The organism is Pelagihabitans pacificus (assembly GCF_009371985.2).
In the GTDB taxonomy this organism is placed as follows: Bacteria; Bacteroidota; Bacteroidia; order Flavobacteriales; family Flavobacteriaceae; genus Pelagihabitans; species Pelagihabitans pacificus.
Genome location: NZ_VIKU02000001.1, coordinates 124,871 through 147,278, shown reverse-complemented (window position 1 = coordinate 147,278; position 22,408 = coordinate 124,871). Strand labels below are relative to the sequence as shown.

At 44.7% G+C, this 22,408-nt stretch carries 21 protein-coding genes; 9 read left to right on the top strand and 12 right to left on the bottom strand.

Translation table 11 applies throughout. The annotated features are described in order from the left end of the window. Positions 1-54: 54 nt before the first annotated feature. From FK220_RS00700 to FK220_RS00680, 5 genes are all read left to right on the top strand, one after another. Entirely contained in the window at positions 55-1,131 is a 1,077-nt protein-coding gene (locus tag FK220_RS00700) for a hypothetical protein (protein ID WP_152572367.1), read from the top strand. Between the two features lie 33 nt (positions 1,132-1,164). Further along, positions 1,165-2,538 (top strand): MATE family efflux transporter, encoded by a 1,374-nt coding sequence (locus FK220_RS00695; protein WP_238718858.1) that lies wholly within the window; start codon positions 1,165-1,167, stop codon positions 2,536-2,538. A gap of 19 nt (positions 2,539-2,557) precedes the next feature. Then, entirely contained in the window at positions 2,558-2,785 is a 228-nt protein-coding gene (locus tag FK220_RS00690) for a hypothetical protein (protein ID WP_152572366.1), read from the top strand. Between the two features lie 5 nt (positions 2,786-2,790). Then, positions 2,791-3,357 carry a phosphatase PAP2 family protein gene (locus tag FK220_RS00685; RefSeq protein ID WP_152572365.1) on the top strand — a complete coding sequence of 189 codons (567 nt, stop codon included), beginning with the start codon at positions 2,791-2,793 and terminating at the stop codon, positions 3,355-3,357. A 172-nt stretch (positions 3,358-3,529) separates the two neighbouring features. After that, entirely contained in the window at positions 3,530-5,125 is a 1,596-nt protein-coding gene (locus tag FK220_RS00680) for an ArnT family glycosyltransferase (protein WP_317168292.1), read from the top strand. 35 nt (positions 5,126-5,160) lie between these two features. Here FK220_RS00680 and FK220_RS00675 read toward each other — a convergent pair whose 3' ends face one another. From FK220_RS00675 to FK220_RS00655, 5 genes are all read right to left on the bottom strand, one after another. Beyond that, positions 5,161-6,045 (bottom strand): lysylphosphatidylglycerol synthase transmembrane domain-containing protein, encoded by an 885-nt coding sequence (locus tag FK220_RS00675; protein ID WP_152572363.1) that lies wholly within the window; start codon positions 6,043-6,045, stop codon positions 5,161-5,163. After that, complete coding sequence (locus tag FK220_RS00670) at positions 6,029-6,988, bottom strand: glycosyltransferase family 2 protein (protein WP_152572362.1); 960 nt, start codon at positions 6,986-6,988, stop codon at positions 6,029-6,031. Before FK220_RS00670 ends, FK220_RS00675 begins: the two co-directional genes overlap by 17 nt. 195 nt (positions 6,989-7,183) lie before the next feature. Next, positions 7,184-8,230 (bottom strand): methylmalonyl Co-A mutase-associated GTPase MeaB, encoded by a 1,047-nt coding sequence (gene meaB / locus FK220_RS00665; RefSeq protein ID WP_238718857.1) that lies wholly within the window; start codon positions 8,228-8,230, stop codon positions 7,184-7,186. Between the two features lie 2 nt (positions 8,231-8,232). Beyond that, on the bottom strand, positions 8,233-8,793 hold the full coding sequence (locus FK220_RS00660; protein WP_152572360.1) for a DUF2911 domain-containing protein: 561 nt from the start codon (positions 8,791-8,793) through the stop codon (positions 8,233-8,235). A 123-nt stretch (positions 8,794-8,916) separates the two neighbouring features. Further along, the gene (locus tag FK220_RS00655) at positions 8,917-9,822 is read right to left on the bottom strand and encodes an aldose epimerase family protein (RefSeq protein WP_152572359.1); all 906 of its coding nucleotides are present in this window, start codon (positions 9,820-9,822) and stop codon (positions 8,917-8,919) included. Between the two features lie 92 nt (positions 9,823-9,914). Between FK220_RS00655 and FK220_RS00650 the strand changes: the two genes are divergently transcribed. From FK220_RS00650 to FK220_RS00640, 3 genes are read left to right on the top strand one after another with little or no spacing between them, the layout of a single operon-like run. After that, positions 9,915-10,457: an RNA polymerase sigma factor gene (locus tag FK220_RS00650; RefSeq protein ID WP_152572358.1), complete on the top strand. Its 543-nt coding sequence runs from the start codon at positions 9,915-9,917 to the stop codon at positions 10,455-10,457. After that, positions 10,441-11,037, top strand: a complete 597-nt coding sequence (locus tag FK220_RS00645) for a hypothetical protein (protein WP_152572357.1) — start codon at positions 10,441-10,443, stop codon at positions 11,035-11,037. Before FK220_RS00650 ends, FK220_RS00645 begins: the two co-directional genes overlap by 17 nt. Beyond that, positions 11,009-12,496, top strand: coding sequence for a hypothetical protein (locus FK220_RS00640; RefSeq protein WP_152572356.1), 1,488 nt, complete (start codon positions 11,009-11,011; stop codon positions 12,494-12,496). The genes FK220_RS00645 and FK220_RS00640 overlap by 29 nt, the downstream gene beginning before the upstream one ends. Here FK220_RS00640 and FK220_RS00635 read toward each other — a convergent pair whose 3' ends face one another. Further along, positions 12,497-13,231, bottom strand: coding sequence for a sugar-binding protein (locus FK220_RS00635; protein WP_152572355.1), 735 nt, complete (start codon positions 13,229-13,231; stop codon positions 12,497-12,499). It abuts the gene before it with no gap. A 163-nt stretch (positions 13,232-13,394) separates the two neighbouring features. On the opposite strand from FK220_RS00635, the gene FK220_RS00630 reads away from it, so the two are divergent. Further along, positions 13,395-14,519, top strand: a complete 1,125-nt coding sequence (locus FK220_RS00630; protein WP_152572354.1) for a glycerate kinase — start codon at positions 13,395-13,397, stop codon at positions 14,517-14,519. Positions 14,520-14,751: 232 nt separating this feature from the next. Here FK220_RS00630 and FK220_RS00625 read toward each other — a convergent pair whose 3' ends face one another. The 6 genes from FK220_RS00625 to msrA form a co-directional block, all read right to left on the bottom strand. After that, positions 14,752-16,470: a serine hydrolase domain-containing protein gene (locus FK220_RS00625; protein ID WP_152572353.1), complete on the bottom strand. Its 1,719-nt coding sequence runs from the start codon at positions 16,468-16,470 to the stop codon at positions 14,752-14,754. 59 nt (positions 16,471-16,529) lie between these two features. After that, on the bottom strand, positions 16,530-17,345 hold the full coding sequence (locus tag FK220_RS00620; protein WP_152572352.1) for a helix-turn-helix domain-containing protein: 816 nt from the start codon (positions 17,343-17,345) through the stop codon (positions 16,530-16,532). A gap of 159 nt (positions 17,346-17,504) precedes the next feature. Further along, positions 17,505-18,701: a Gfo/Idh/MocA family protein gene (locus tag FK220_RS00615; protein WP_152572351.1), complete on the bottom strand. Its 1,197-nt coding sequence runs from the start codon at positions 18,699-18,701 to the stop codon at positions 17,505-17,507. A 32-nt stretch (positions 18,702-18,733) separates the two neighbouring features. Continuing rightward, on the bottom strand, positions 18,734-20,062 hold the full coding sequence (locus tag FK220_RS00610; RefSeq protein ID WP_152572350.1) for a Gfo/Idh/MocA family oxidoreductase: 1,329 nt from the start codon (positions 20,060-20,062) through the stop codon (positions 18,734-18,736). Positions 20,063-20,064: 2 nt separating this feature from the next. Next, complete coding sequence (locus tag FK220_RS00605; protein WP_152572349.1) at positions 20,065-21,441, bottom strand: 3-keto-disaccharide hydrolase; 1,377 nt, start codon at positions 21,439-21,441, stop codon at positions 20,065-20,067. A 99-nt stretch (positions 21,442-21,540) separates the two neighbouring features. Next, positions 21,541-22,239, bottom strand: coding sequence for a peptide-methionine (S)-S-oxide reductase MsrA (gene msrA, locus FK220_RS00600; RefSeq protein ID WP_152572348.1), 699 nt, complete (start codon positions 22,237-22,239; stop codon positions 21,541-21,543). Positions 22,240-22,408 lie beyond the last annotated feature (169 nt).

The window sequence follows — 22,408 nt, the reverse complement described above, 5'->3', positions numbered from 1 at the left end:
TGACGAAGAAACCTTAGATTTGTTACAGCACTGGTATAAATTTAAAGAGAGAATATGACCGATGAAAGATTAATGTCGAAGAAAAAGCCCGCTTATCCCATCAGCGAACGGCTCGATGTGTACCTTGGCCAATATAATCGCAAGATAGAGATACCTATATTTTATGATGATTTATTGCGGTTTTCCGGGTCGGTAGTGGTCTATGATAACGATGATGAGGATACTCTTTGGGTACGGGTGTATTATTCCGACACGGAACGGGTAGAAATCGACCAGAGCTTAAAGAAAGTGTATTCCATTCTTCACTCCGACGGTAGCAATCGCATCAATCCATATCTGAACGTAGATGCCGTCGACTACTGCACCTTTGGAAATTCCAAACCATTTCGTATTAAAATCAGGAATATCCTAAACGACAACTTCACCTATTTTTACGTTAAAAAGACCGATGCTTCAAGAGTGTACGGGCTTGAGTTGGAGCATATGCTTTCGCCCTACAATCTCAACTTTTTGGTGTACAAGGATACCCTTATCGAAGAGCATATCGCGGGTATTCCCGGGGACGTATTCATTAAGGATTTTTTGCCCAAATGCTCTGAATCCGAAAAGGCCCAATTAGCGAAAGAGTTTGTAAAGTTCAACGAGCGTTGTATGATTCGTCTATTGGGCGATATGCGTTCCTATAATTACGTAATCGTACCGGTAATTGATTTTGACCATGTTGTTTATCAGATACGGGCCATCGATTTCGACCAGCAGTGTTTTGAGGGAAAGCTAAAGGTATACCGCCCCCAATTTTTCAAGGAAAACTACTTGATGGTCGAATTGGTGCGAAGCAAACTTCAAAAGCATTCCGTAAACCAATACAAGGTCGAAGAACGGTCTATTGTGGCAAAGCGTATACTGAGCTCGGGAAATCGAATTAAGAAGTTGAGGGAAATCTGTAAACGGGACGATATATCCAACAAGGAGAACATCGATCTTCTCAAAATGCAGATTTATGACCTTACGCTGGATATAAACTTTAAAAAATGCCAAAAAATGGGGGAGATCTTAGATCTGGCCCTTGATTTCGTAAAGCGAAATTATGAGGGCGTCAGTATGCGACAGATTATAGAACGAAAATTCTAGAAACCCGGGGTGCACTCCCTAAAGCAAGCTCCTTTGTTCCAAAAATACACTAAAGAATTCCGCTATAATATCCAATTGGCCGTTCCCGTCATCATGGGGATGTTGGGCCACACCTTTGTCGCCTTTGCCGATAATGTGATGGTGGGCCAATTGGGTACGGCAGAGTTGGCGGCGGTCTCTTTGGGAAATAGTTTCGTATTTATTGCAATGTCTTTGGGAATCGGCTTCTCTACCGCTATTACCCCACTGGTTGCCGAGGCCGATGGTGCGGGAAACCCAGCATCGGGAAAAAGCGCCCTAAAGCATGGTCTAGTGCTCTGTGCTCTCTTGGGTCTGTCACTTTTCGTGCTCATATTATGTTGTAAGCCGTTGATGTATTACATGAAACAGCCACCGGAAGTAGTGGAACTCGCCATGCCCTATTTAGACCTGGTGGCTTTCTCGTTGGTACCTTTGATTATCTTTCAGGCATTCAAGCAGTTTTCAGAAGGATTGTCCCAGACCAAATACCCCATGTACGCGACCATAATCGCCAATGTGGTCAATATTGTTCTTAACTATCTTTTAATATTCGGTTCGTTCGGATTCCCGAAGTTGGGAATTGTCGGGGCGGCGATCGGAACCTTGGTTGCAAGAATATTGATGGTGGGCTATATCTGGTTTTTGCTAAGCAGTAAACATAAATTTCACGACTATGTGACGGCCTTTAATTTTAGGAAAATTGAAAAGAAGGTGATGCGGACGATCATTGGTCTTGGCTTTCCCTCGGCACTTCAAATGTTTTTCGAGGTGGCCATTTTTACTGTCGCTATTTGGCTCAGCGGGGTATTGGGAAAGAATGCCCAAGCAGCGAATCAAATTGCCCTGAATCTCAGTAGCATGACCTTTATGTTCGGAATGGGCCTGGGAGTCGCCGCCATGGTGCGGGTAGGGAATCAAAAGGGATTGCAAAATTTCCCTGACCTACGGCGTATCGCCCAATCGATTTTTTTACTGACTTTCCTGATCGAAATTGTTTTTGCTACCCTATTCCTTATCGGTAGAAATTGGTTCCCCACCTTATATCTTGATGTAAACGACGCAATTAATTTGGCCGATAACACCGAGGTGATCTTTCTTTCGGCACAGTTGCTGTTCGTAGCGGCATTCTTCCAAATCAGCGATGGAATACAGGTTGTCGTTCTAGGTGCTCTACGTGGACTACAGGATGTAAAGATCCCGACCCTGATTACTTTCATCGCGTATTGGATAATCGGTTTTCCGATATGTTATTATCTTGGATTACATACCGAACTAAAAAGTATAGGAATATGGATCGGGCTTTTGACCGGGCTCAGTGCATCGGCCATTATGTTGTATCTTCGATTTAATTATTTGACCAAAAGCTTGATTGCCGATAGCCAATAAGCTAAAAGAAAAATCGAATATGGAGCTACCGAAATTTTTGTTGGGCGATAACACCGACTATCCAACGGCCATTTTTATAGTACATACCGAATACCCCCGCTTTGTGATCAACCTTGAAAACGATGAGGTCGAATGGTTGGAGGATTTCAGTAGGGAAGATGAAAACGAACTGGAAACCGAAGCGGGGAATTTGATACAGCAGGCAACCGATTTTTATGACCGAGAGGTGTCCCGTTACGAAGAATAGGTGATATGCTGGAAGAGCTGATTAGATATGACAAGGAGCTTTTTCTTTATCTCAATAAGCTGGGCAGCCCTGCTTGGGATGGCTTTTGGCTGCTGATAACCAATAAGATAAGCCTTGTTTCCTTGATGCTTTACGCCGTGTTGCTCTATCTTGCCTATCGCAAATTCGGGCCCAAAAAGCTGTTGGTACTTCTCGTGGGTATTGTCCTTATGATTCTTATAACGGACCAATTGGCCAATTTTTTCAAATACGGGGTGCAGCGTCTTCGACCGTGTCATGATTCCGATGTGAATACAAGCATGCGGTTGGTAAAAGACTACTGTGGGGGTCAATTCGGATATTTTTCCGCCCACGCTTCCAACACGATGGCAGTAGCGATTTTCTTTAGTGTTTTGTTGAGTTCGAAATTCCGTTATATAGGAATTTTCTTGGTATTTTGGGCGTTTTTGGTAGCCTATAGCAGAATCTATATCGGCGTACATTTTCCCTTGGATGTACTTACAGGAGTCGGAATAGGCGCTATTTTTGGCTGGTTGTTTGCAAAGTTGGTTATATTTGCACTTGATAGATAAGCCATTACCCCACTTCAGAGGACTACCTTGATCATGAATGATGAGCCGATGCCGGAAGCTATGGTATGACCGTCAACTATGATGAATATCAATAGATGAAGTACCCCCTATGATATCCAATATCAGGTATTGGTTTTTGTTGTTTCTAGTTCTTCTGGTATACATTGCCGGAATGTTCGCAACATTATTCGAAAACGATTCCGCACAGTTTGCCACCATGGCGATGCGGATGGCTCAGGAAAACGACTTTTTAAACCTCTATAAAGGGCCAGAGGAGTATCTCGACAAGCCGCATATGCATTATTGGCTGGCGGCCCTTTCCTTTAAAATTTTTGGAATTTTTGACTGGGCTTATCGCCTTCCGGCTATCTTGGCGATACTTTTTGGCGGCTATAGCTGTTATGGTTTGGGAAGTTTGTTATATAATAACAATACGGGCAAACTTGCAGCCTTGATTTTTTTAACCTGCCAGACTATTGTACTATCGGTAATTGATGTGCGTACCGATGCGGTGTTGACCGGCTTCGCTATTTTTTCAATCTGGCAATTGGCCGCTTACATCGAAACCAGATCCGTCAAGAATATTATCCTAGGGGCTTTTGGGGCCGGTGTTGCATTTTCTACCAAAGGACAAATTGCTTTAGTGGTCATCGGGCTTCCCATATTATGTCATTTGGCCTATACCCGAAAATGGATTCGATTACTGAATTGGAAGGTACTTATCGCCCTCTTGGTTTTTAGTATCGCCATTACCCCAATGCTTTACGCTTATTACCACCAGTTTGATTTACATCCAGAGAAAATTATTCGCGGTAGGGGCGAACGAAGCGGTATCTTCTTCATATTCTGGGAGCAAAGTTTTGAACGTATGAGCGGGGAAGGTATCGGAAAGAACAGCAGTGATTACTTCTTTTTCTTTCACACCTTCCTTTGGGTATTTTTACCATGGACGGTCATAGGTCTTTTCGCTTTGTGCAGCAGAATAAAAACGTTGGTGAAACTGCGATTCGCCTTTAAACCGAATTATGAGTTTCTGACCTTGGGGGGCATCATATTGATTTTTATACTAATCAGTTTTGCCCAGTTCAAGCTACCCCACTACCTGAACATCACGATGCCCTTGTTCTCCGTATTATCCGCCTCTTATCTCTATAGCCTCTACAGGTTTACGAAAAGAAAAACCATCAAATGGGTTCTTGGAATTCAATATTTTGTTTTAGCAGTGGTTTTTGTTGCTTCCGTATTGATTTGTTTTTTTGTTTTTAAATTCGAGAATCCACTTAATTATATTTGGACGACTGCCTTGATTCTATTGGCCATTTTCTATAGTCTTAAACAGGAGGAGTACTATTTACGCATTATCACGGTGTCGGTGATTAGTTCGCTTTTACTAAACGCGGTTTTGAATTTCCATTTTTATCCCAATCTCTTAACGTATCAGGCGGGTAGCGAAATGGCCAAGGTAGTGGCTGAAAACGATATTCCCGTAGACAGGATTTACAAACTGTCCGAACGCTATACCTGGGCCCTTGATTTCTATAATAGGCGCCCCGTTATACTATCTTCCATAAAAGACATACAAAATAAGAGGAACATTTGGGTTTATGCTACCTCCATGGAGTTGCGGGAACTCAATAATTTGGGTTTTGATTGGGACCGTCAATTCACTAAAGACCAGTTTAGGATTACCCGCTTACAGGGAAAGTTTCTAGATCCGTCCACCAGAAAAAAAGTGGTGGAGAAAATGCACTTGATCCATATTTACTGATCAATTATCAAATTCCGGTGCGACTTAGTGGTCCTTCAAGAAACGGTCTCTTTTGTTTTGGTGGTCAACTCCGGTTTTTTAAAGTGGTAGCCGATTCCAAGTAACGATACAAAGGCGGTGATGAGAAAGAAAACCATACTAATACCTACGGAGGTATTTTCCGCTAAGCCGAACAGCTGGGCTCCGTAAAAGAAAGTTACCTCACGGCTTCCGATACCTCCTATGGTCAAGGGTATTACCGACACCATCGACGAAACCAGAAAAATAAAAAGATATGCCACCGTTTGCAAAGAGATGGAAAGTGCTTTTAGAATGAACCATGCGCTTATCAATTGTGCTAGCTGAACCAATGCCGAACAGGCGAATGATTTCCAGAAAACAGGTAGTGTATCTTTAAAAAAAGTTTTGTTTACCCACCAGAAAACAACGATAGAAAACAAACCCAACAATCCTACAAGAGGTTTGAACCTGGCCAGCGATTCGTCGTGTAGGAGCGTTGCCAATACGCAGGCATAGACGAATAGCAGCAACAATCCGCTTAGGCGATCTAGTAGCAAAACCGCTACCACCCGTTTGGTCTTTACCTTAAATTTTTGTTTAATGACATATCCCTTATATGCATCGCCCCCTATTCCCCCCGGTAAAAAAAGGTTGTAGAACATCCCCAAAAGGTACAGCTTCAAATTACTGATATGACTTAAGTAAATCTGAAGCTGATAGAGGTATAGGTTCAAGCGAAAAGCAGCGATGATTTTGGAAAGTACGAAGAAAAGAAGGGCCAGCGCCAAAAACTGCGGTCGGGTTTTCTTGAGTACATCGACCACATCGATCAAATCGATTTTGGTAAATATAAAGTAGAGCAAGGCGACACTGATAAGAATCTTGGCCGCCGTGACCAGTTGTTTACGATATGCTGCCACCTACGCTCACTTTTTTGATTCGGTAGGGTCGTTTATTTTGGGATTCGTAGTAGGTACGGATCAGAAGTTCCATAACGATGCCTATGGTAAATAACTGTATGCCGGCCAGTATGAACATCAGACCAAAAATTAGCAAGGGCCTAGTCCCGATATCCTGACCCAGATAGAATTTAATGAACAGCAAATAAATATTGATAAAAATCCCAATCAATATCAGTAGGAAACCAAAAATCCCGAAGAGGTGTATGGGCCGTTGAAAATACTTTCTGATGAAGAGCAATAGCATCATATCCGCTACTACTTTGAAAACCCGTTCCAGGCCATATTTAGAGACCCCTGCATGCCTTGCGTGATGCTTTACGGGTACCTGTTTGATTTGTGCCCCTTCCAAATAGGCCAGAAGATTTATGAAACGGTGCATTTCACCATATAGGTTCAATTCTTTAGCGATGTCCTTAGTGAATACCTTCAGGGCGCAACCATTGTCCTTGATGTCCATTTTGGTAACGCGACGCACCAGAAAATTGGCAATTTTCGAAGGTATCTTTTTTACGAACGAATCTTTCCGCTTTTGGCGAATGCCAGTCACTACATCATAGTCGTCGTTCACTGCAAATTCCAACATATCGGGAATATCGCTCGGATCGTTTTGTAGGTCACCGTCCATGGTAATGATATACTCGCCATTGGCATAATCGATTCCTGCTGCCAGGGCAAGGCTCTGACCATAGTTCTTTTTAAGCTCTATGAGATGCACCTTGGCATCGTTCATGTCCTTCACTGTTTTACGGGTGCGGTCTTTCGAAAAATCATCGACGTAGATTATTTCATATTGATACCCGATGAGACTGTCATGTATTTTTTGGGTAAGCAAGACCACATTGTCTTCCTCATTAAAAAGGGGAACTACGATCGATAACAGGTCGGTGGTCACTGGGTTCATGAAGCGGCTTTAATACGCGGGCAAAGTTATGTTTTTTATTTTAGTGACACCCTACTTTGATGAGGATGCAATATGATGGCAAAATTACTGGCCGGGCCAACCCTCCCGTGTAGGCCAGGCCTCGTCGATGAAAGCTTTATTGTTGGATTTGAGGATTTCCTTCGTTTTTTTATCATAATTAAACGGTGTCCCATCTTACACCGATTTCCTTCTCTGAAGCTCCAAAAGCGCTTCTGCCGCCCTAAAGGGCGAAATCTTGTTTTCCGCTACTTTGGAAAGAAACACCTCCAATTGGGACTTTATCGCTTCATGATTATAAAAATCGAACTTTAGCCGTTCCTCTATGGTCTGCAACAACCACTCTTTGTTCTGGATTTTCCTTTTTATTGAAAAATGACCCGATTTTTGTGCTTTCGCAACATAGTCTTCGATGATTTCCCATAGTTCATGTATACCGCGGTTTTCGGTGGCGGAGCAGGAGGATACGGTAGGAATCCATCCATTTTCCTTTGGGGGATATAATTGCAGGGCCCTTTTAAAATCTACTTCGGCGAGTTTGGCTCTTTTTAGGTTGTCTCCATCCGCCTTATTAATAACAATCGCATCGGCCATTTCGATGATACCGCGTTTGATTCCCTGAAGTTCATCCCCTGCCCCGGCCAGTTTTAGCAGTAAAAAGAAATCGACCATTCCATGAACGGCAGTTTCACTTTGACCCACTCCTACGGTTTCGACCATAATGATATCATAGCCCGCTGCCTCGCATAAGATGATCGTTTCTCTTGTTTTTCGTGCAACACCACCTAATGAGTCCCCGGAAGGGGAGGGGCGTACAAAAGCTCTTGCATCTTTGCTCAGCTCGGGCATGCGGGTTTTGTCGCCCATGATACTTCCTTTATTCCGACTACTGGTGGGATCAACGGCCAGTACCACTACTTTTTTACCTCGGTCGGTTAGGTTTTTACCGAGCGTCTCGATAAAAGTACTTTTACCAACTCCGGGTACTCCGGTAATTCCAATACGGATAGATCGGGTCTTCGCTGCAAGGCATTTTTCAACTAAGGTGTTTGCCCGCTCCCAGTGCGACTTTTTTGAGCTTTCGACCAAGGTGATGGCTTGGGCCAACACGGCCTTATTCCCGTTGCGAATGCCATTGAATAGATCCTCCTCCGAAAGTAAAGGCTTTCTACTTTCCTTTACCTTGGAAATATTAAACCGGTCGGTGTTTTTACGTGTGCTCAAAGTTATTTGTTGATCGGGACGCTCACCTCGGTATCGTCCCATGATAATACAAGCCGTAATTGATCGTCTTCAGCGAAATCGATGGTGAACTGCTCAACGGGTTGCGTTGTCTTTTTTGTATTTACAAATACCTGAACTACATCTTGGTCAGGGTCTCTTGTGGTCTCCTTTCCACCACTTATTAAGGTTACCCCCCAATCCGGAACCTCTTTGTTGAACATCACGGTCCACTGGTTAGCGCTCGGTTTGGTCCATAACGAGTAGGTGCCGGCCGGTAATTTTTTACCTTTAATGGTGATATCGGTACCGGTAGTGAAGGTCGTCGGCTCGTTTGCTCCGGTACGCCAAACAACATCATAGGGAACGAGTTTACCAAAGATGATCCTTCCTTTTTTGGAGGGACTCGAATAGTTTACTAATAGTTCCAAGCCGTTCTTGGAATAGGTGGCCGTTCTTTCGGGACTGTGTTTTTTGGTCTGTCTTTGCATGTAAGGCACTCCGACAAAATAGCCAAGGGCTCCCAGCACCAGAAGAATAATAACCAATTTTTTGAAAAATTTCATTTGTTTGCTTTTGTTTGGTCTAAGTTAAGAAATCAGTGGCGATTAAGGACCTTAGCTCCATAAAACGCCCGAATCGTGGTTTTTTAAACCGCCAATGGAAAAAAGAGCACTACCATGACCCAACTATTCGATGTCAAAGATGAACTGGGATTTATTTTTATAAATCTCGCCCGGTCGTAAGATACAGCTAGGAAATTCTGGGAAGTTTGGCGCATCGGGATAGTTTTGGGTCTCAAAACAAATGGCGGGCATATTGGGAGGCGTGTATACCACCATGGCAGGCTGGTCGGTCAATACTTCCATGGAAATACCGGAACGTTTTGAATGCAGTTTCGCCGCAACCTTTTCATTATCATCGATAATGACGGGTGTGTCGAGACGGGTGTTGCCGATAGTCGAACCGTTTCTAAAGTCATAAGGAGTATCCGCTACTTCCGCAATTTCCCCTGTAGGGAGACGTTGTTCGTCGAGGACGAGATAACGGGAACAATTTAACTGTAACTCATAATTGTTGACCGAAGAAGCATCATCCAAACGGAAATAGGAATGGTTGGTGAGATTGACGACGGTGGTTCGGTCGGTAACCGCTTTATGGGTAATCAATAATTTATTATTCTCTAGGCGGTATGTCACCGAAACTTTAAGATTACCTGGATACCCCTCCTCTAAATGTTTGCTCCAATATGATAGCCGGACAAAGGGGGTGTCCCCGTAGTCCACTTCTTCAAAGGTCCAGTACTTTTTGCCAAAACCTTCTTTGCCCCCATGTAGGTGTACGCCATTTTCCTGGTATAGTAAAAAGGTTTCCCTATCGAGTTCAAAAGTACCCTTTGAAATACGCCCTGCGAATCTTCCCACACAGGCCCCCAAAAATACCTGGTCATTGAGATATTTATCGGGATAGTCAAAACCAATTACGGCATTCACCGTGTTTCCCTTGGCATCCTTAATCAAAAGCTTTTGAATAATAGCCCCGTAATCGAGTACGATTAGGGTGATAAATGGATTGCTTATGGTGACCTGTTTCAACCTAGGTGCATTAAATTTGAGTAAAAATAGCTGTTTTTTGCAACATCGTATTTTTTTTGCCGTCCTTAAGATAACAGCAACGAAACCGACCAATGTTTCAGATCGATCTGGTAACTAAATGCAAACAGAACGACCGTAAAGCCCAATTAAAGCTTTACAAACAATATTGTGATGGTATGTTTTGCGTAGCCATGCGCTTTTTGAAGAATGAGGATGACGCGGAGGATGTTTTGCAGGAATCCTTTATCAAGGCGTTTGAGAAAATACATCAATTTAAGGGAGAGGTCACCTTTGGGGCCTGGCTGAAGAGAATAGTAGTGAATCGATGTATTGATTTTTTGAAGTCCAGGAAAGAGCGTTTGGTGGCACTGGACGAAAACTATATGCAGCTGGTTGAAGATGATGATTGGACTGTCGAAGAAGAGACGACCGTTGATGAAGTGAAGCAAGCCATAGCAGCGCTACCGGACAAATACAAGTTTGTGGTACAACTATACTTGATGGAGGGATATGATCACGAAGAGATTTCGGGGATTTTGGGAATTACCGCCAATACTTGTAGGACAAGGCTATTACGCGGGAAAGGTTTTTTAAGGAATATTTTAAAGGAGAAAGCATATGGCACGGGATCTTAGGGAGTTATTCAAGGAAGACAGGGAAAAAGACCAAACAAGGTACATCCTGCGAAAAGGCCATGAAAAACGATTTGCGGAACGACTCGAGGGTGCGATGCCCCCAGGTAAAAAGAAAGGGTTCCCCATCTTTCAAATTGCCGCCGCGGTAGCGGTTTTGGTAGCTTTGGGATTCTATTTTTTTTCTGGAAATACGGCTACCGAAGGTTCCGTGCCTACCACTGTGGTTGATATGGACAAAGAAGAAAAATCACCAAAATCCCTTTCGCTGGGCGATTTATCCCCCGACCTGAAAAAGGTAGAGGATTACTACGTGGCCAATATCAACCTAACGCTCGCCAAATTAGAGGTCTCCGAAGATAACAAAAGCTTGGTCGACAGTTTTATGGAGCAATTATCCGAATTGAATACCGAGTACGAAAGGCTCAATACCGAATTGAACACCATAGGCCCCAATGACCAGACGATTAATGCCCAAATCAAAAACTTGCAACTTCGCTTACAGCTATTGCAACGATTAAAAACAAAGTTGAACGAATTAAAAACATCAAAAAATGAACAGACTACAACAAGCACTATTTAAGACCCTATTGCTGCTGTGTTTCATCAGCACGGCGGCCTATGGGCAAAAACAAACGAAAACATATAAAGAGGTCTTTAACGCAGGCCCGGAAACCATTATCGATTTGAATACCAGCAATGCGGATATCGAATTTGAGACCACTGACGGCAATCAAATTGAAATCGAGGCGGTTATCGAACTGGAGGGCGCTTCCGAGGAGGAAGCCGAACGCTATTTCAAGGATGGTGCCATCGAAATCAAGGGGAATAGCCAAAAAGTAGAAATCAGGACCGGAACTGAAAAGAACTGGTTGTTTGCCCGGAACGCGCATGGTCCCGAAACATTTATCGTTAATGGAGCAAACGATTTTCAGTTCAAGTTCGATACCGACTCCTTGTTTACCGGATTGCCTTCATTGGATATGGAGTCTTTTGTGTACGACTTGGCCATTGTGGAGGAGATGCCCCCAATGCCTCGGTTACCCAGAAATAATTTTGACTATGAGGCTTTTAAAAAAGACGGGGAAAAATATCTGAAAGAGTGGCAAAAGGAATTCTCAAAAGGGTTCGATAAGGAATATGAAAAGCGTTTGGAGGAATGGAGCAAGCGCATAGAGGAACGCGCCAAGGCTAAGGAAAAGCAGTTAGAGAAACGAGAGAAAGCCCGTAAAGAGCGATTGGAGAAGATGGAGGAAGCCAGGCAACTACGGGAAGAAAAAAGAGCAGAGGCAATGGAAAAGATGGTAGAGGCAAGGGAGAAAAGTAGAGCTGCACTCGCAAAAGCCCGCGCAGAGAGAAATGTCATAATCCACAGCGATGGGCAGCACGATGCGCCTAGTATCTTTTATTTTTCTTCCGACGGTAAAAGTAAGAACTACAAGGTGAAAAAGACCATAAAAATTAAGATGCCCAAAGGCACCAAAATTCAAATGAACGTGCGCCATGGGGAGGTGAAATTGGCCGAAAATACCATGAATATCAACGCGAACCTATCCTATTCAAGTTTAAGCGCTGTCACCATTGATGGGGAGGAGACTACAATCGTAGCCTCCTATTCCCCAGTGACGGTACAAAATTGGAACTACGGTCAGCTGCGGGCAGACTATTCCGACCGGGTAGATTTACGGGAAGTGACCGACCTCAGGCTCAGTACCACTTCTTCCGATGTGACAATTGACCGTCTTTTAAAAAAGGCCTACATTACAAACAAATTCGGGCCGTTGCGGATTAACCATATCTCCAAAAACTTCAACGATATGGATATCTCCCTACAGAACGCCGAGCTATACTGCCAAACTCCGGAGACCCCTTTCGTCATCTATGTCAATAGTACCTCCTCAAAGTTTGTCTGCCCTAGCGACCTTACCCTTGACCGGACCAAAAACCTAAATACCGTAGTCCATAAAGGGTATCATATCAACAAAAACAAGGGAAGGAGCATTGTTATCAATTCCAAGTACAGTGATGTGATATTCGAATAGTTATTCGATAAGTATCAATGTCCCAAATAAATCTGCATTTATCCAAGCCTGATTTTTATCTTCTCCCGGTATAAAGACCGACCCTATAAAATTTTCCCGTTCCAAACTCCCATCGTTGTCACAATAGGCAAGGGCAAAGCCCATCTTTTTATTTTTGGAAAGCTTTTCAACATTGTTTTCGCTGTCTTCCTCGTAATTACCCGGATATACCTTCAAGGCTATTTCCCAAGTCATGGTCTGGTCTTCCTTCAACGATTCCATGGTCATATGATCATTGAATAGTAGTACCGTTTTATCGGTTGAAATATCGGTCACATTACCATCCAATGCCACATGATAGGCAAAGGCATTATGGCTGTATTGATGGAGTCCGCCCGAATTGTCTCCATCCATAAATATTTCCAGACAGTCATCGTCCCAATACAATTTTAATGGATCCTTCGTTTTGTCATAATAAACGTCATCCACTACTTCGACCAGGAGATACAAAGCATTCGCGTCCCAAGCCAGTTTATAGCGACCGTTAAAATCCTCATGGGTATAGGAATTGCCCATCCAGTTCTGGTCTATGGCATGCCAGGCCACTTGATCCCAGATGTGATCGTTAGGGCGCCCGTCCAGCGCAGGAGGTTGTTCCGCTCTTTTGACCTCAATGATGTGATGGTCTTTCTTTTTCTCGGTTTCGGTGCATGAACATAGCAAGGAAAGACAGCAGAATAGTGCGGCAGTTCTCATAGGTTAACGTCTTTGGGGTTGACATTTAAGAAATTAAAGATAGTAAATTCTTACATCATCTGAAGCAGAAAACAGGTTTCGTCAAAATTTAGTAGTGCATCGGAGTTTACCCTTTACGCTGTTCGGGCTATCTTTGCCTTATCTTTAGCATAAACTGGAATTCATGAAATTCGTTATTGCCCCGGATAAGTTTAAGGGATCTTTGACCGGATTCGAGTTTTGTGATGCCGTGGCCGAAGGACTTCGGAGCATCTTTCCCCATGCAGAAATCGTAAAAATGCCACTGGCAGATGGCGGTGATGGTACTATGGAAGTCGTAAGGCACTACCTAAAGGGTGAAAAGATTACGATTAAGGTACATGACCCGTTGTTTCGGCCGGTGGATGCATCCTATCTGTATTCGGGCAAAACGGATATCGCCTATATCGAAATGGCCGAGGCCTCGGGCCTAAAACTGCTCGGGGAAGAGGAACGGAATTGCCTTTATACCACTACCTTGGGTACCGGTGAGTTGATGGCCGATGCCATACGGCGAGGGGCTAAGGAACTAATTTTAGGGATTGGCGGTAGTGCTACCAATGATGTCGGAATAGGAATGGCGACCGCATTGGGATTCCGTTTCATGTCAGCGGACGAAGCGTTGTTGAAACCTGTTGGAGAAAATCTTTCAAAGGTCTCAAGAATTGATGCCTCCAGTGTACTCGATGGTTTGGATAGCGTGTCCTTCAAGGTTGCCTGCGACGTCACCAATCCGTTGTACGGGCCCAATGGGGCGGCCCACGTATACGCTAAACAGAAAGGCGCCTCGGAGGAAGCGATCGCGATTTTGGACCAGGGGCTTCGCCATTTTGCCAAAATCGTCTCGGAACAATGTAAGGTCGACCTTCAGCAAATGAAGGGAGCCGGTGCTGCGGGTGGTTTAGGGGCGGGAGCCCATTTGTTTTTAGGTGCCCAATTGACCTCTGGCATCGACCTGGTCAAGGCAGTGGCTGATTTTGATACCGTTATCGAGGGAGCTGATTGGATTATTACCGGGGAGGGCCGGCTAGATTCACAAACCCTATCGGGTAAAACCATAAACGGTGTGATACAATCCGCGGTGCAAAGGAATATTCCCGTCGCCGCCCTCTGCGGATCGGTCGATATTACGATGGCAGAGCAGGAAGCCCTGGGACTCACCTATGTAAGTTCCATTACAAGGGGCATCACAAATTTGCAAGAGGCCATGAAGTCCAGTTATGGGAACCTCGTCTTTGCCAGTTATAATTTTGCCAAGTTGCTGCGATAAATCGCTTTAAATTTGAGGGAAGGTATTGGATAAACAGATTTTCAAGATGTATTGGAATACGATAGCCGATATTTTAGGTAATAGCATTGGCAAAGCCTTCGAAAATCGATAACCCTTTACCTGTCATACCAAGATCAACGAAGTGCCTTATACGGTGCGGGTTTATTTGGAACAGAACCTCCTATGGAGATTAAAAGGCTGTTCAGGTAATGAACGGCCTCTTGTTGAATTGTCAAAATACCATTGCCGGCAGAAGATACTCCTTTAATATGTCTCTCGGTTGATTGCCTTTCCGATTTCTGAAATTCCCCGATGTGATGACCACCACGGACTCTAGCTCGGGAATTACGAAAATGAACTGGCCCCCGGCACCTCTCGCTTCCACCGTTTCAATCTTTTTTCCAGCGACCTTGTAGACATCATGCCACCAGAGATACCCATAGTCATTTTTGTCTACAACATCCTGTAGTTGCATGTGTTTTTTAAATGACTCCACCATCCATTTTTCAGATAGTATGCGCTTCCCGTTCCATATTCCCTTGTCCAGATAGAGTTGCCCAAATTTGAGTAGATCCCGAGGAGTTAGCATCATGCCCCCTCCAAAGTATGGGGTGACCTCCGTATCATCGGTCTGATTGATATAGTTGGTGATACCTAATGGGACAAATAACTTCTCATGCATATAGGATTCCAAAGGTTTTTCCAAACGGTCGCTTAAGCAAACTCCAAGGAGAAAGGGATTTGCCGATCCGTAATCCGCATAGGTCCCCGGCTCTTTTACCATAGGGGCCTCTAAAACGGTCTGCAACCAACTATTGGGATTATCGGGATTTTGGTAGTAGTCCTCGGAGGCTAAATCGTTCACATCCAATCCGGAGCTCATTGTCAAGAGATCTTTTATCCGTATTTTCGATTTTGTAGCATCTTTTGTATACTGATAGGTTTCCGGGATACAGTCATAAAGTTTAGCGTCGACACCTTCAATGATGCCGTCGTCTATTGCGATACCGATCATGGCAGATGAAATACTTTTGGATGCCGAACGCAAATCATGGGGTATGTCGGTGTTAAAGCCATCAAAGTAGGTTTCGAATACCAGTTTTCCTTGTTTCGCGATAAGAATGCTGTGCGTGTTTACAAGTTTATTTTCGAGTACATCGTCGATCAATCGCTGTAATTCAGCGTCGTTCAATCCGAAATCCCGGCCATCGGCAGTTTCCCACCCATCGGTCAATTGTGGGGGGGCGGCAGTACTTTGGCTGTTAACGATTGGGTCAGTTTGAAATTCTAAATTCTCTTCGGAATGGGTTAAGTCGATGTTGGTGATTAGGGCGTCGACGAGATAGATTTCCAATCCGATCCCCATCGGTGAAAGGGAAGCCCGAAACTTGAATCCGGTATTGTCATCTTTAAAAAAAAGAGTGTCGTTTTTCCTTTTAAAGCCGCTAGCCCATGTTCCCCTAAATCGCTGGTCCCCAAATATGGGATAGGCGACCAGTTGCGCGTTGTTGTTATTTTCGACGTATAGCAGAAAATCATCCGATAGGATGCCATCGTTGAACATAAAGGAGTTCCATGGACCTTCAAATGTATTAGGGGCCACTTCTCGTAGTTGTACGCTGTAAAAATACCGACCCGATTTGATGAAACCATTTAATGCTTGCCCGTTACAATCCTGATATAGGTCAAAGTATAATTGATTATCGATATTCAATTGTATATGGTCTTTACCGGTGGAATGCAGCTTTGTGTCCAGGAGTACTTTTTTGTTGGCAATTACGAGGTGATAGACGTCGGCTTCGAGCGCTTCCAAGGTGACCGTAAAATTAAAACTGTGTCGGTCCGGCAGGGTTCCGACCCAATTACCCTCATAATCATAGACATTTTGCTGCGCGCAACCGAACAAAATTGGAAAGGAGAACAATACTACAATACAGATGTGCTTTACCATAATTGAAATGATTTAGGCACCAAAGGTAGGTCGCCGATGTTCTTAAAAATTGTACCAAATTAACCTAGCGATATTTTTTTGGTTCCGCGGTAGACACTCGGATTCATTTTAAAGAAAGACTTAAACACACGATTGAAATGGCTTTGATCGGCAAAGCCTACCTGATATGCAATTTCCGTGAGGGAACGGGTAGGGTCCAAGATGAGGGGAATGGCCTTCTTTATTTTCTGTTGTCGTATATATTCTCCCAGGCTCATCGATAGGTATTTGGGTGCCGCTCTGGAGATATGTACCGGATGTACATCAAGCTGGTTTGAAAGATATTGAAGGCTAAAATCATGGGAGTCGTAGTGAAGGAGTTCCTTCAAGTGACCTATCCAAGAAGGAGTCTCGGCAGTGTTGGCTTCCTTGATTTTGCTTAATACCTCACAAATCTGTAGCAATAATACTTCAACCGATACGACCGAATAGCTATCCGGCATTGCGAATTCATGGAATAATTTCGCAAAAGCCAAGTGTACACGGGGATGTTCTATTAATTGGCTCCCTTCCAACAACTGTTGGGACACCCCCATCTTTTTCAACCAAGACCTTTCAAATTCCAAATGGAAACCGCTGGCCCGGTCGGAATGTTTCGATCCAAAATGAACCTCTTGCCAATTATTGAACATTAAACTGCCAGGTGGGCATAATGACTTCGCCTTTTTGTTGCAATCCATCATATTCCCCCGTAACACGTACATGAAATACGGATTCTCATGGTAGTGCCAATCAGTTTTATCGCCGGTATAGCTATAGTGGGATAATAGCACTCCGTCGAACGATACCTCCGAATTTGGGTTTCCGTAATATTGGCCTTTCGTTAATATTTTCATCTTCGATATCGTTGGATGAAGGATGTATGTATCATTGATTGCAGCAACCTATTTTTCGAGTACACACATCTTCATGATAATCAAATGACAGGATTCAACGGCGCAAATCGGCCAAAGACAGCCCAGTGTCCCGACTATCAAAAGGAATGCCCCCCATGCCTAGCCCTCCAAACCGTGGTGCCCTTTCCATTCAACGATTTTCTCCTCATGCATGGCGTCAAGGCCCATTTGTACACAGATGGCTGCTTTTGCTCCGGAGATGACATTCGAGATGGGTTCCGTAGTGTTTGCAATACTTTCCTTGAAATCCATAAGTGCCTGTTTGCTGGGATCGGCGTGGTCTACTTCAATGGGTATGCCTTTACCCTTGTCCCAAGCCACGGTAGCACCCGCGACCCCATCGACCTCTCCCATTTCCTTTTGATAGCTTCCTTCAGGGTAAAACCAAGCCTTTGTGTAGTCGAGGATAATACTTCCCTTATCGCCCAAAACCTTTATCCGATAGTCGTTCATCGCATTGCTGGTAAGGCAGGTGAACTTTGCTTTGATTCCTTTTGGATAGGTATAGATGAGGTGAATGTTGTCATAGGTTTCCCTGCCATCCTTCCAATAATCGATTCCACCTACCCCGATTACCTTTTCGGGTACGGAATCGGTGACCCAGTTAACAAAATCGATTTGATGGGAACATAGCTCCGCGACGAGTCCCCCGGAAAACTCACGGTACATACGCCAGTTGATCAAGCGTTCGAGCCCCGGCTCCGGTACCGGACGTCGCCAATCGCCGTTGCGGTTCCATTGGCATTCAAAAGCGGAAATGGTACCGACCTTTCCATTCTTAATCAAATCGACCACGTGGGTATATAGCCGTGAACTATGGTATTGGTGCCCGGTCTGGAAGATTTTATTGGAAGCCTGTGCCTTTGCGACCAGTTGTTCTATGCCCATAAAGCCTTTGGCCAAGGTCTTTTCACAATATACATGCTTGCCGGCATCCAGTGCATCGACCGCAATTTTGGAATGGGTGTTGAATGGGGTCGCAACCAACACGGCATCCAAATCGGGCTGTTCCAGCAGTTTGCGGTACTCCTTATATCCTGTAGCCTTTTTGCCGTCGACCTTGTTTAAGGCCTTGTTCAACCGAAAGGGTAAAATATCGCAACAGGCCGTTACTTCGAAATTTTCGATTTGATTGATCAAGGGAATCAATCCACCGCCGCGGTCCCCAGTACCGATGATTCCGATACGGAGGGTCTCGTTAGGACTTTTATCAAATACCTTTCCAAGGGCTACCGACGATGTTCCCAAGGCCGCAGTGGCCAAACTACCTTTTACTACGAATTCCCTTCTTTTCATTCTACTATTTTAATTTGCGGTTTACTGGCTACTTACACCTTTGGTTCCCATCCTTCGGCATACTCGCGTTTCCAGGCTTTCATTGCATTTGCACTATTAAGGACTTTTCCGGTGGTCGTATCTATTTTCAAGGTTTCCCCAACATCCTGTGCCATGTTGCCCAAATGACAGAGCATGGTAGAGATACTGGCGTCCTTGATCTCCGCATTCAGCGAAACGTCTTTGCGAATGGCATCGAAGAAATTGCCGACATGATTCACGTCCAGCTGACCTTCACCCCTGGTATTGGTTGTGGCACTGGCCCCGCGTTCAAATTCGAATTTGATGGGATTGCCCTGCAGATTATAGAGCTTATAAAAATTACGGTCTAACTGAATAGATCCTTTACTGCCATAGATGGTAATGCCCCTCCCAGGACGTTCCGGTTTCATGATACCGCGGCTGTGTCCGGTCCATGTAATAAACTTGTTGTCAGCAAATTGATAGGTTACCTGCTGGTTGTCTACGAATTGCCAATCATCGTCATAGGTATATTTTCCTCCAAAAGAGGTTACGGTATCGGGAAGGTCGACGCCCAGCGCCCATCGACAGATATCGATTTCATGGGTGCCATTGTTGTGTATTTCCCCGGTTCCCCAGGTTCGGAACCAATGCCAGTTGTACGGATGCACGTTATCTCGATAGGCTTCCCGCGGAGCCGGACCTTGCCAAAGCTCCCAATCCAATGTTTTGGGTACCTCGATGGTCTTACCGTTTCCGATGGAGCCACGATTGTTGGAATAATAGGCTTCCCCTTTATAAACGTCCCCGATAATACCATTTTTGATATCTTGGATGGCCATGATGGTCGTAGCCGCCGAACGCTGTTGATTGCCCATTTGTACCTTCAGGCCATATTTCTTTTGAGCTTCGACCAAAAGCATGTTTTCGTGGGCATTGTGGCTACAGGGTTTCTCCACATAAACATGTTTACCGGCTTGCATGGCCATGATGGCCATGGGAGCGTGCCAGTGTTCGGGCGTCGCAATAAACACGGCATCGACATCTTTGTCTTCCAATATTTTACGAAAGTCTTTTTCGACTTTGGGTACATAGCCGATATTTTCTTGACACCACGTATTGTGTGCCTCGATGATCGTATCGTCTACATCGCAATTGTAAAGAATCTTGGCATTGGGGTCTTTGTGGATGGCCAGCACGTGCGCCTTCGCTCTACTTCGTACCCCAACGACCGCACAATTGATATGGTCGTTGGCGCCTACTATCGTGGCGATACCCATCTGGGGGACTAGGAGTCCGCCTAAGGTAATGCCCGCGGTTCCGGCAGTGGTTTTTTTTATAAAAGTACGTCTTGTGGTCATGGTTATTCTTTTTCGATGGTTTTTATTTTGATATTCCGGAAGGAGACAAGGTCGCCGTGATCCTGCAGCAAAATGTGCCCTTTTTCCGATTCCCCGAAATTGGGCCATTTGGCGTATTTACTTTCCGAGACCAGTTTTCGATAGGCATCGCTACCGCGTTCATATTCCAATACCTTTACGCCATTGAGCCAATGTTCTACATGCCCATCCTTGGAAACGATATGGGCCGTATTCCATTCCCCGATGGGGTTCATCGGTTTATTGGGGTCCGCTTGTATGAGGTCATAGAGCGAGGCTACAGTGCGGCTTCCCTCATGGTTCCCTAGCTTGGCATCGGGGTGGCGGGGGTCGTCCAAAATCTGGTATTCCAATCCGATCGACGACCCCGGACCCTTGTTTAAATCGGTATCCACATAGTACTTGATACCGCTATTGGCACCCTCGGTAATCTTAAAGTCGACTTTGAGTTCAAAATCGCCGTACAATTCGGTGGTCACAATATCGCCACCTGCTGCCGACTCCTCGCCACCGGAAGGCAGTACGGTAAGGATGCCATCCTCGATGACCCAGCCCTCAGCGGGAAATTCATCCAATCGGGCGCCACGCCAACCGTTGGTAGTTTCACCGTCCCATAATAGCCTCCATCCATCATTCGCCTCCCCATGGGTCAATTGGTTTTTGGTAACGACGGGATGTAATGGGGATTTTTTAGCGTATTTCGAAAGACTGTCGGTAAGAATGCGGATATTTTTCCACATAATTTCGGTACCTTCTTTTTGGTCTTTACCGATAGAATGTACTTGCAGTCCAATGAATCCACTGTCTGTCATGTCATCGATGAGATGCGCTGCGGGCACCCCATTGATCCAGGTTTTCAGCGTGTCGCCAAGGGCCTCGATTCGATAATGGTTCCAATCGTTTTGTTTGAAAGCATTTTGAGCCTCCTGATTTTTTTCGAGGGTATGCAGCCATCCCCTTCGGGCCTCGTCGTAGATGCCAGCGCTCCAAGCCCTGCCCGAAGGGTCGATTTCTACCTGATAACCGTGAACACGACCATCCCGATAATACGGAAAGCTATTGCTTCGAATTTGTACCCCGGAATTCATGGTGGAATCGACCAAATACTCGAACTCCAAAATAAAATCATCGTACATCTTCTCAGTGGTCATGAATGAATTCGGGGTATCGTGGACTGTGGTGCCCACAATCATTCCGTCGCGCACCCCATACTTGGCCTCGCCTCCTTTTTGGGTCCATCCCGTCAGGGTTTCCCCATCGAACAAGGCAATCCAGGGGGTATCGTCTTTCGGGGTTTCTTCACATGCGAGGATTGTTACTGCAAGACATATAAGCCATAAAAATCGAGGTAGCGGTTTCATTGGTAGTTGTTTTAAGCTTTTAAAGATAGCTTGTAATATCGATAAATAAAAAAGCGACCGGTAAAGGTCGCTTTTGCTTGATTCGAGGTCATTATCCAATCAGTGGGCTTCTTCCTTCAAGTACTCTGGGAAATTTTTCTTAAATCGATTGAGCCTTGGAATCGATACATTGGTAATATAGGAATTGTTCGGATGCTTCTTTTCGTAATCTTGATGGTATTCCTCCGCATCGTAGAATTTTGTGAAGGGGGTCACTTCTGTGGTAATAGGCTCCCCACCATATACATTCTGGTCTTTCAACGCTTGCATATAGGCCATGATGATCTTCTTTTCCTCCTCGTTCTTGTAAAAGGCCACTGAGCGATACTGTGGTCCGCGATCGGGCCCTTGACGGTTTAAGGTGGTCGGGTCGTGCGATCCAAAAAACACTTGTACCAAAGCGGTAAAGGAAATCACTTCAGGGTCGTAATAGACCTTTACGGCCTCGGCATGGCTCGTTTGCCCCCTGGCAACCTGCTCATAGGTAGGATTTTCCTCAGTGCCCCCGGCATATCCGGAAACAACTTCCTGAACACCTTTGACGCTTTCGAAAATGGCTTCGACACACCAAAAACAACCACTGGCGAAATAAGCGGTTTCGTATTTACTCAAGTCCTGGGGGGACATTTTTTCGGTGTTTGGGGTGGCAGCAGTTTCGACCTCGGCGATATCCGCCTTTTTATTCTCCTTATCGTGGGATTGGCAACTGGTGGCAATGAACGTCAGAGACGCTATCAAAACGGTTTTGAAAGTCTTCATATAATTTTCTTTTTCAGCTTTGTAGCCCAAGTTACAAACTACTTACGGCAATGAGGGTTAAAAAATGTTAAAGGGAAACTTGGTCGTAGTCAGTTATAGGTACTCAGTGAACAGTAGGATGATGGCCTCTAAACTCCATTTTGTTGTATTTGTATTTAACATTTGGTTT

Coding starts and splice junctions, on each gene's coding strand:
- FK220_RS00700 (WP_152572367.1), top strand. CDS start 55: ATGACCGATGAAAGATTAATGTCGAAGAAAAAGCCCGCTTATCCCATC.
- FK220_RS00690 (WP_152572366.1), top strand. CDS start 2,558: ATGGAGCTACCGAAATTTTTGTTGGGCGATAACACCGACTATCCAACG.
- FK220_RS00685 (WP_152572365.1), top strand. CDS start 2,791: ATGCTGGAAGAGCTGATTAGATATGACAAGGAGCTTTTTCTTTATCTC.
- FK220_RS00680 (WP_317168292.1), top strand. CDS start 3,530: ATGTTCGCAACATTATTCGAAAACGATTCCGCACAGTTTGCCACCATG.
- FK220_RS00670 (WP_152572362.1), bottom strand. CDS start 6,988: ATGAACCCAGTGACCACCGACCTGTTATCGATCGTAGTTCCCCTTTTT.
- FK220_RS00660 (WP_152572360.1), bottom strand. CDS start 8,793: ATGAAATTTTTCAAAAAATTGGTTATTATTCTTCTGGTGCTGGGAGCC.
- FK220_RS00650 (WP_152572358.1), top strand. CDS start 9,915: ATGTTTCAGATCGATCTGGTAACTAAATGCAAACAGAACGACCGTAAA.
- FK220_RS00645 (WP_152572357.1), top strand. CDS start 10,441: ATGGCACGGGATCTTAGGGAGTTATTCAAGGAAGACAGGGAAAAAGAC.
- FK220_RS00640 (WP_152572356.1), top strand. CDS start 11,009: ATGAACAGACTACAACAAGCACTATTTAAGACCCTATTGCTGCTGTGT.
- FK220_RS00635 (WP_152572355.1), bottom strand. CDS start 13,231: ATGAGAACTGCCGCACTATTCTGCTGTCTTTCCTTGCTATGTTCATGC.
- FK220_RS00630 (WP_152572354.1), top strand. CDS start 13,395: ATGAAATTCGTTATTGCCCCGGATAAGTTTAAGGGATCTTTGACCGGA.
- FK220_RS00625 (WP_152572353.1), bottom strand. CDS start 16,470: ATGGTAAAGCACATCTGTATTGTAGTATTGTTCTCCTTTCCAATTTTG.
- FK220_RS00620 (WP_152572352.1), bottom strand. CDS start 17,345: ATGAAAATATTAACGAAAGGCCAATATTACGGAAACCCAAATTCGGAG.
- FK220_RS00615 (WP_152572351.1), bottom strand. CDS start 18,701: ATGAAAAGAAGGGAATTCGTAGTAAAAGGTAGTTTGGCCACTGCGGCC.
- FK220_RS00610 (WP_152572350.1), bottom strand. CDS start 20,062: ATGACCACAAGACGTACTTTTATAAAAAAAACCACTGCCGGAACCGCG.
- FK220_RS00605 (WP_152572349.1), bottom strand. CDS start 21,441: ATGAAACCGCTACCTCGATTTTTATGGCTTATATGTCTTGCAGTAACA.
- msrA (WP_152572348.1), bottom strand. CDS start 22,239: ATGAAGACTTTCAAAACCGTTTTGATAGCGTCTCTGACGTTCATTGCC.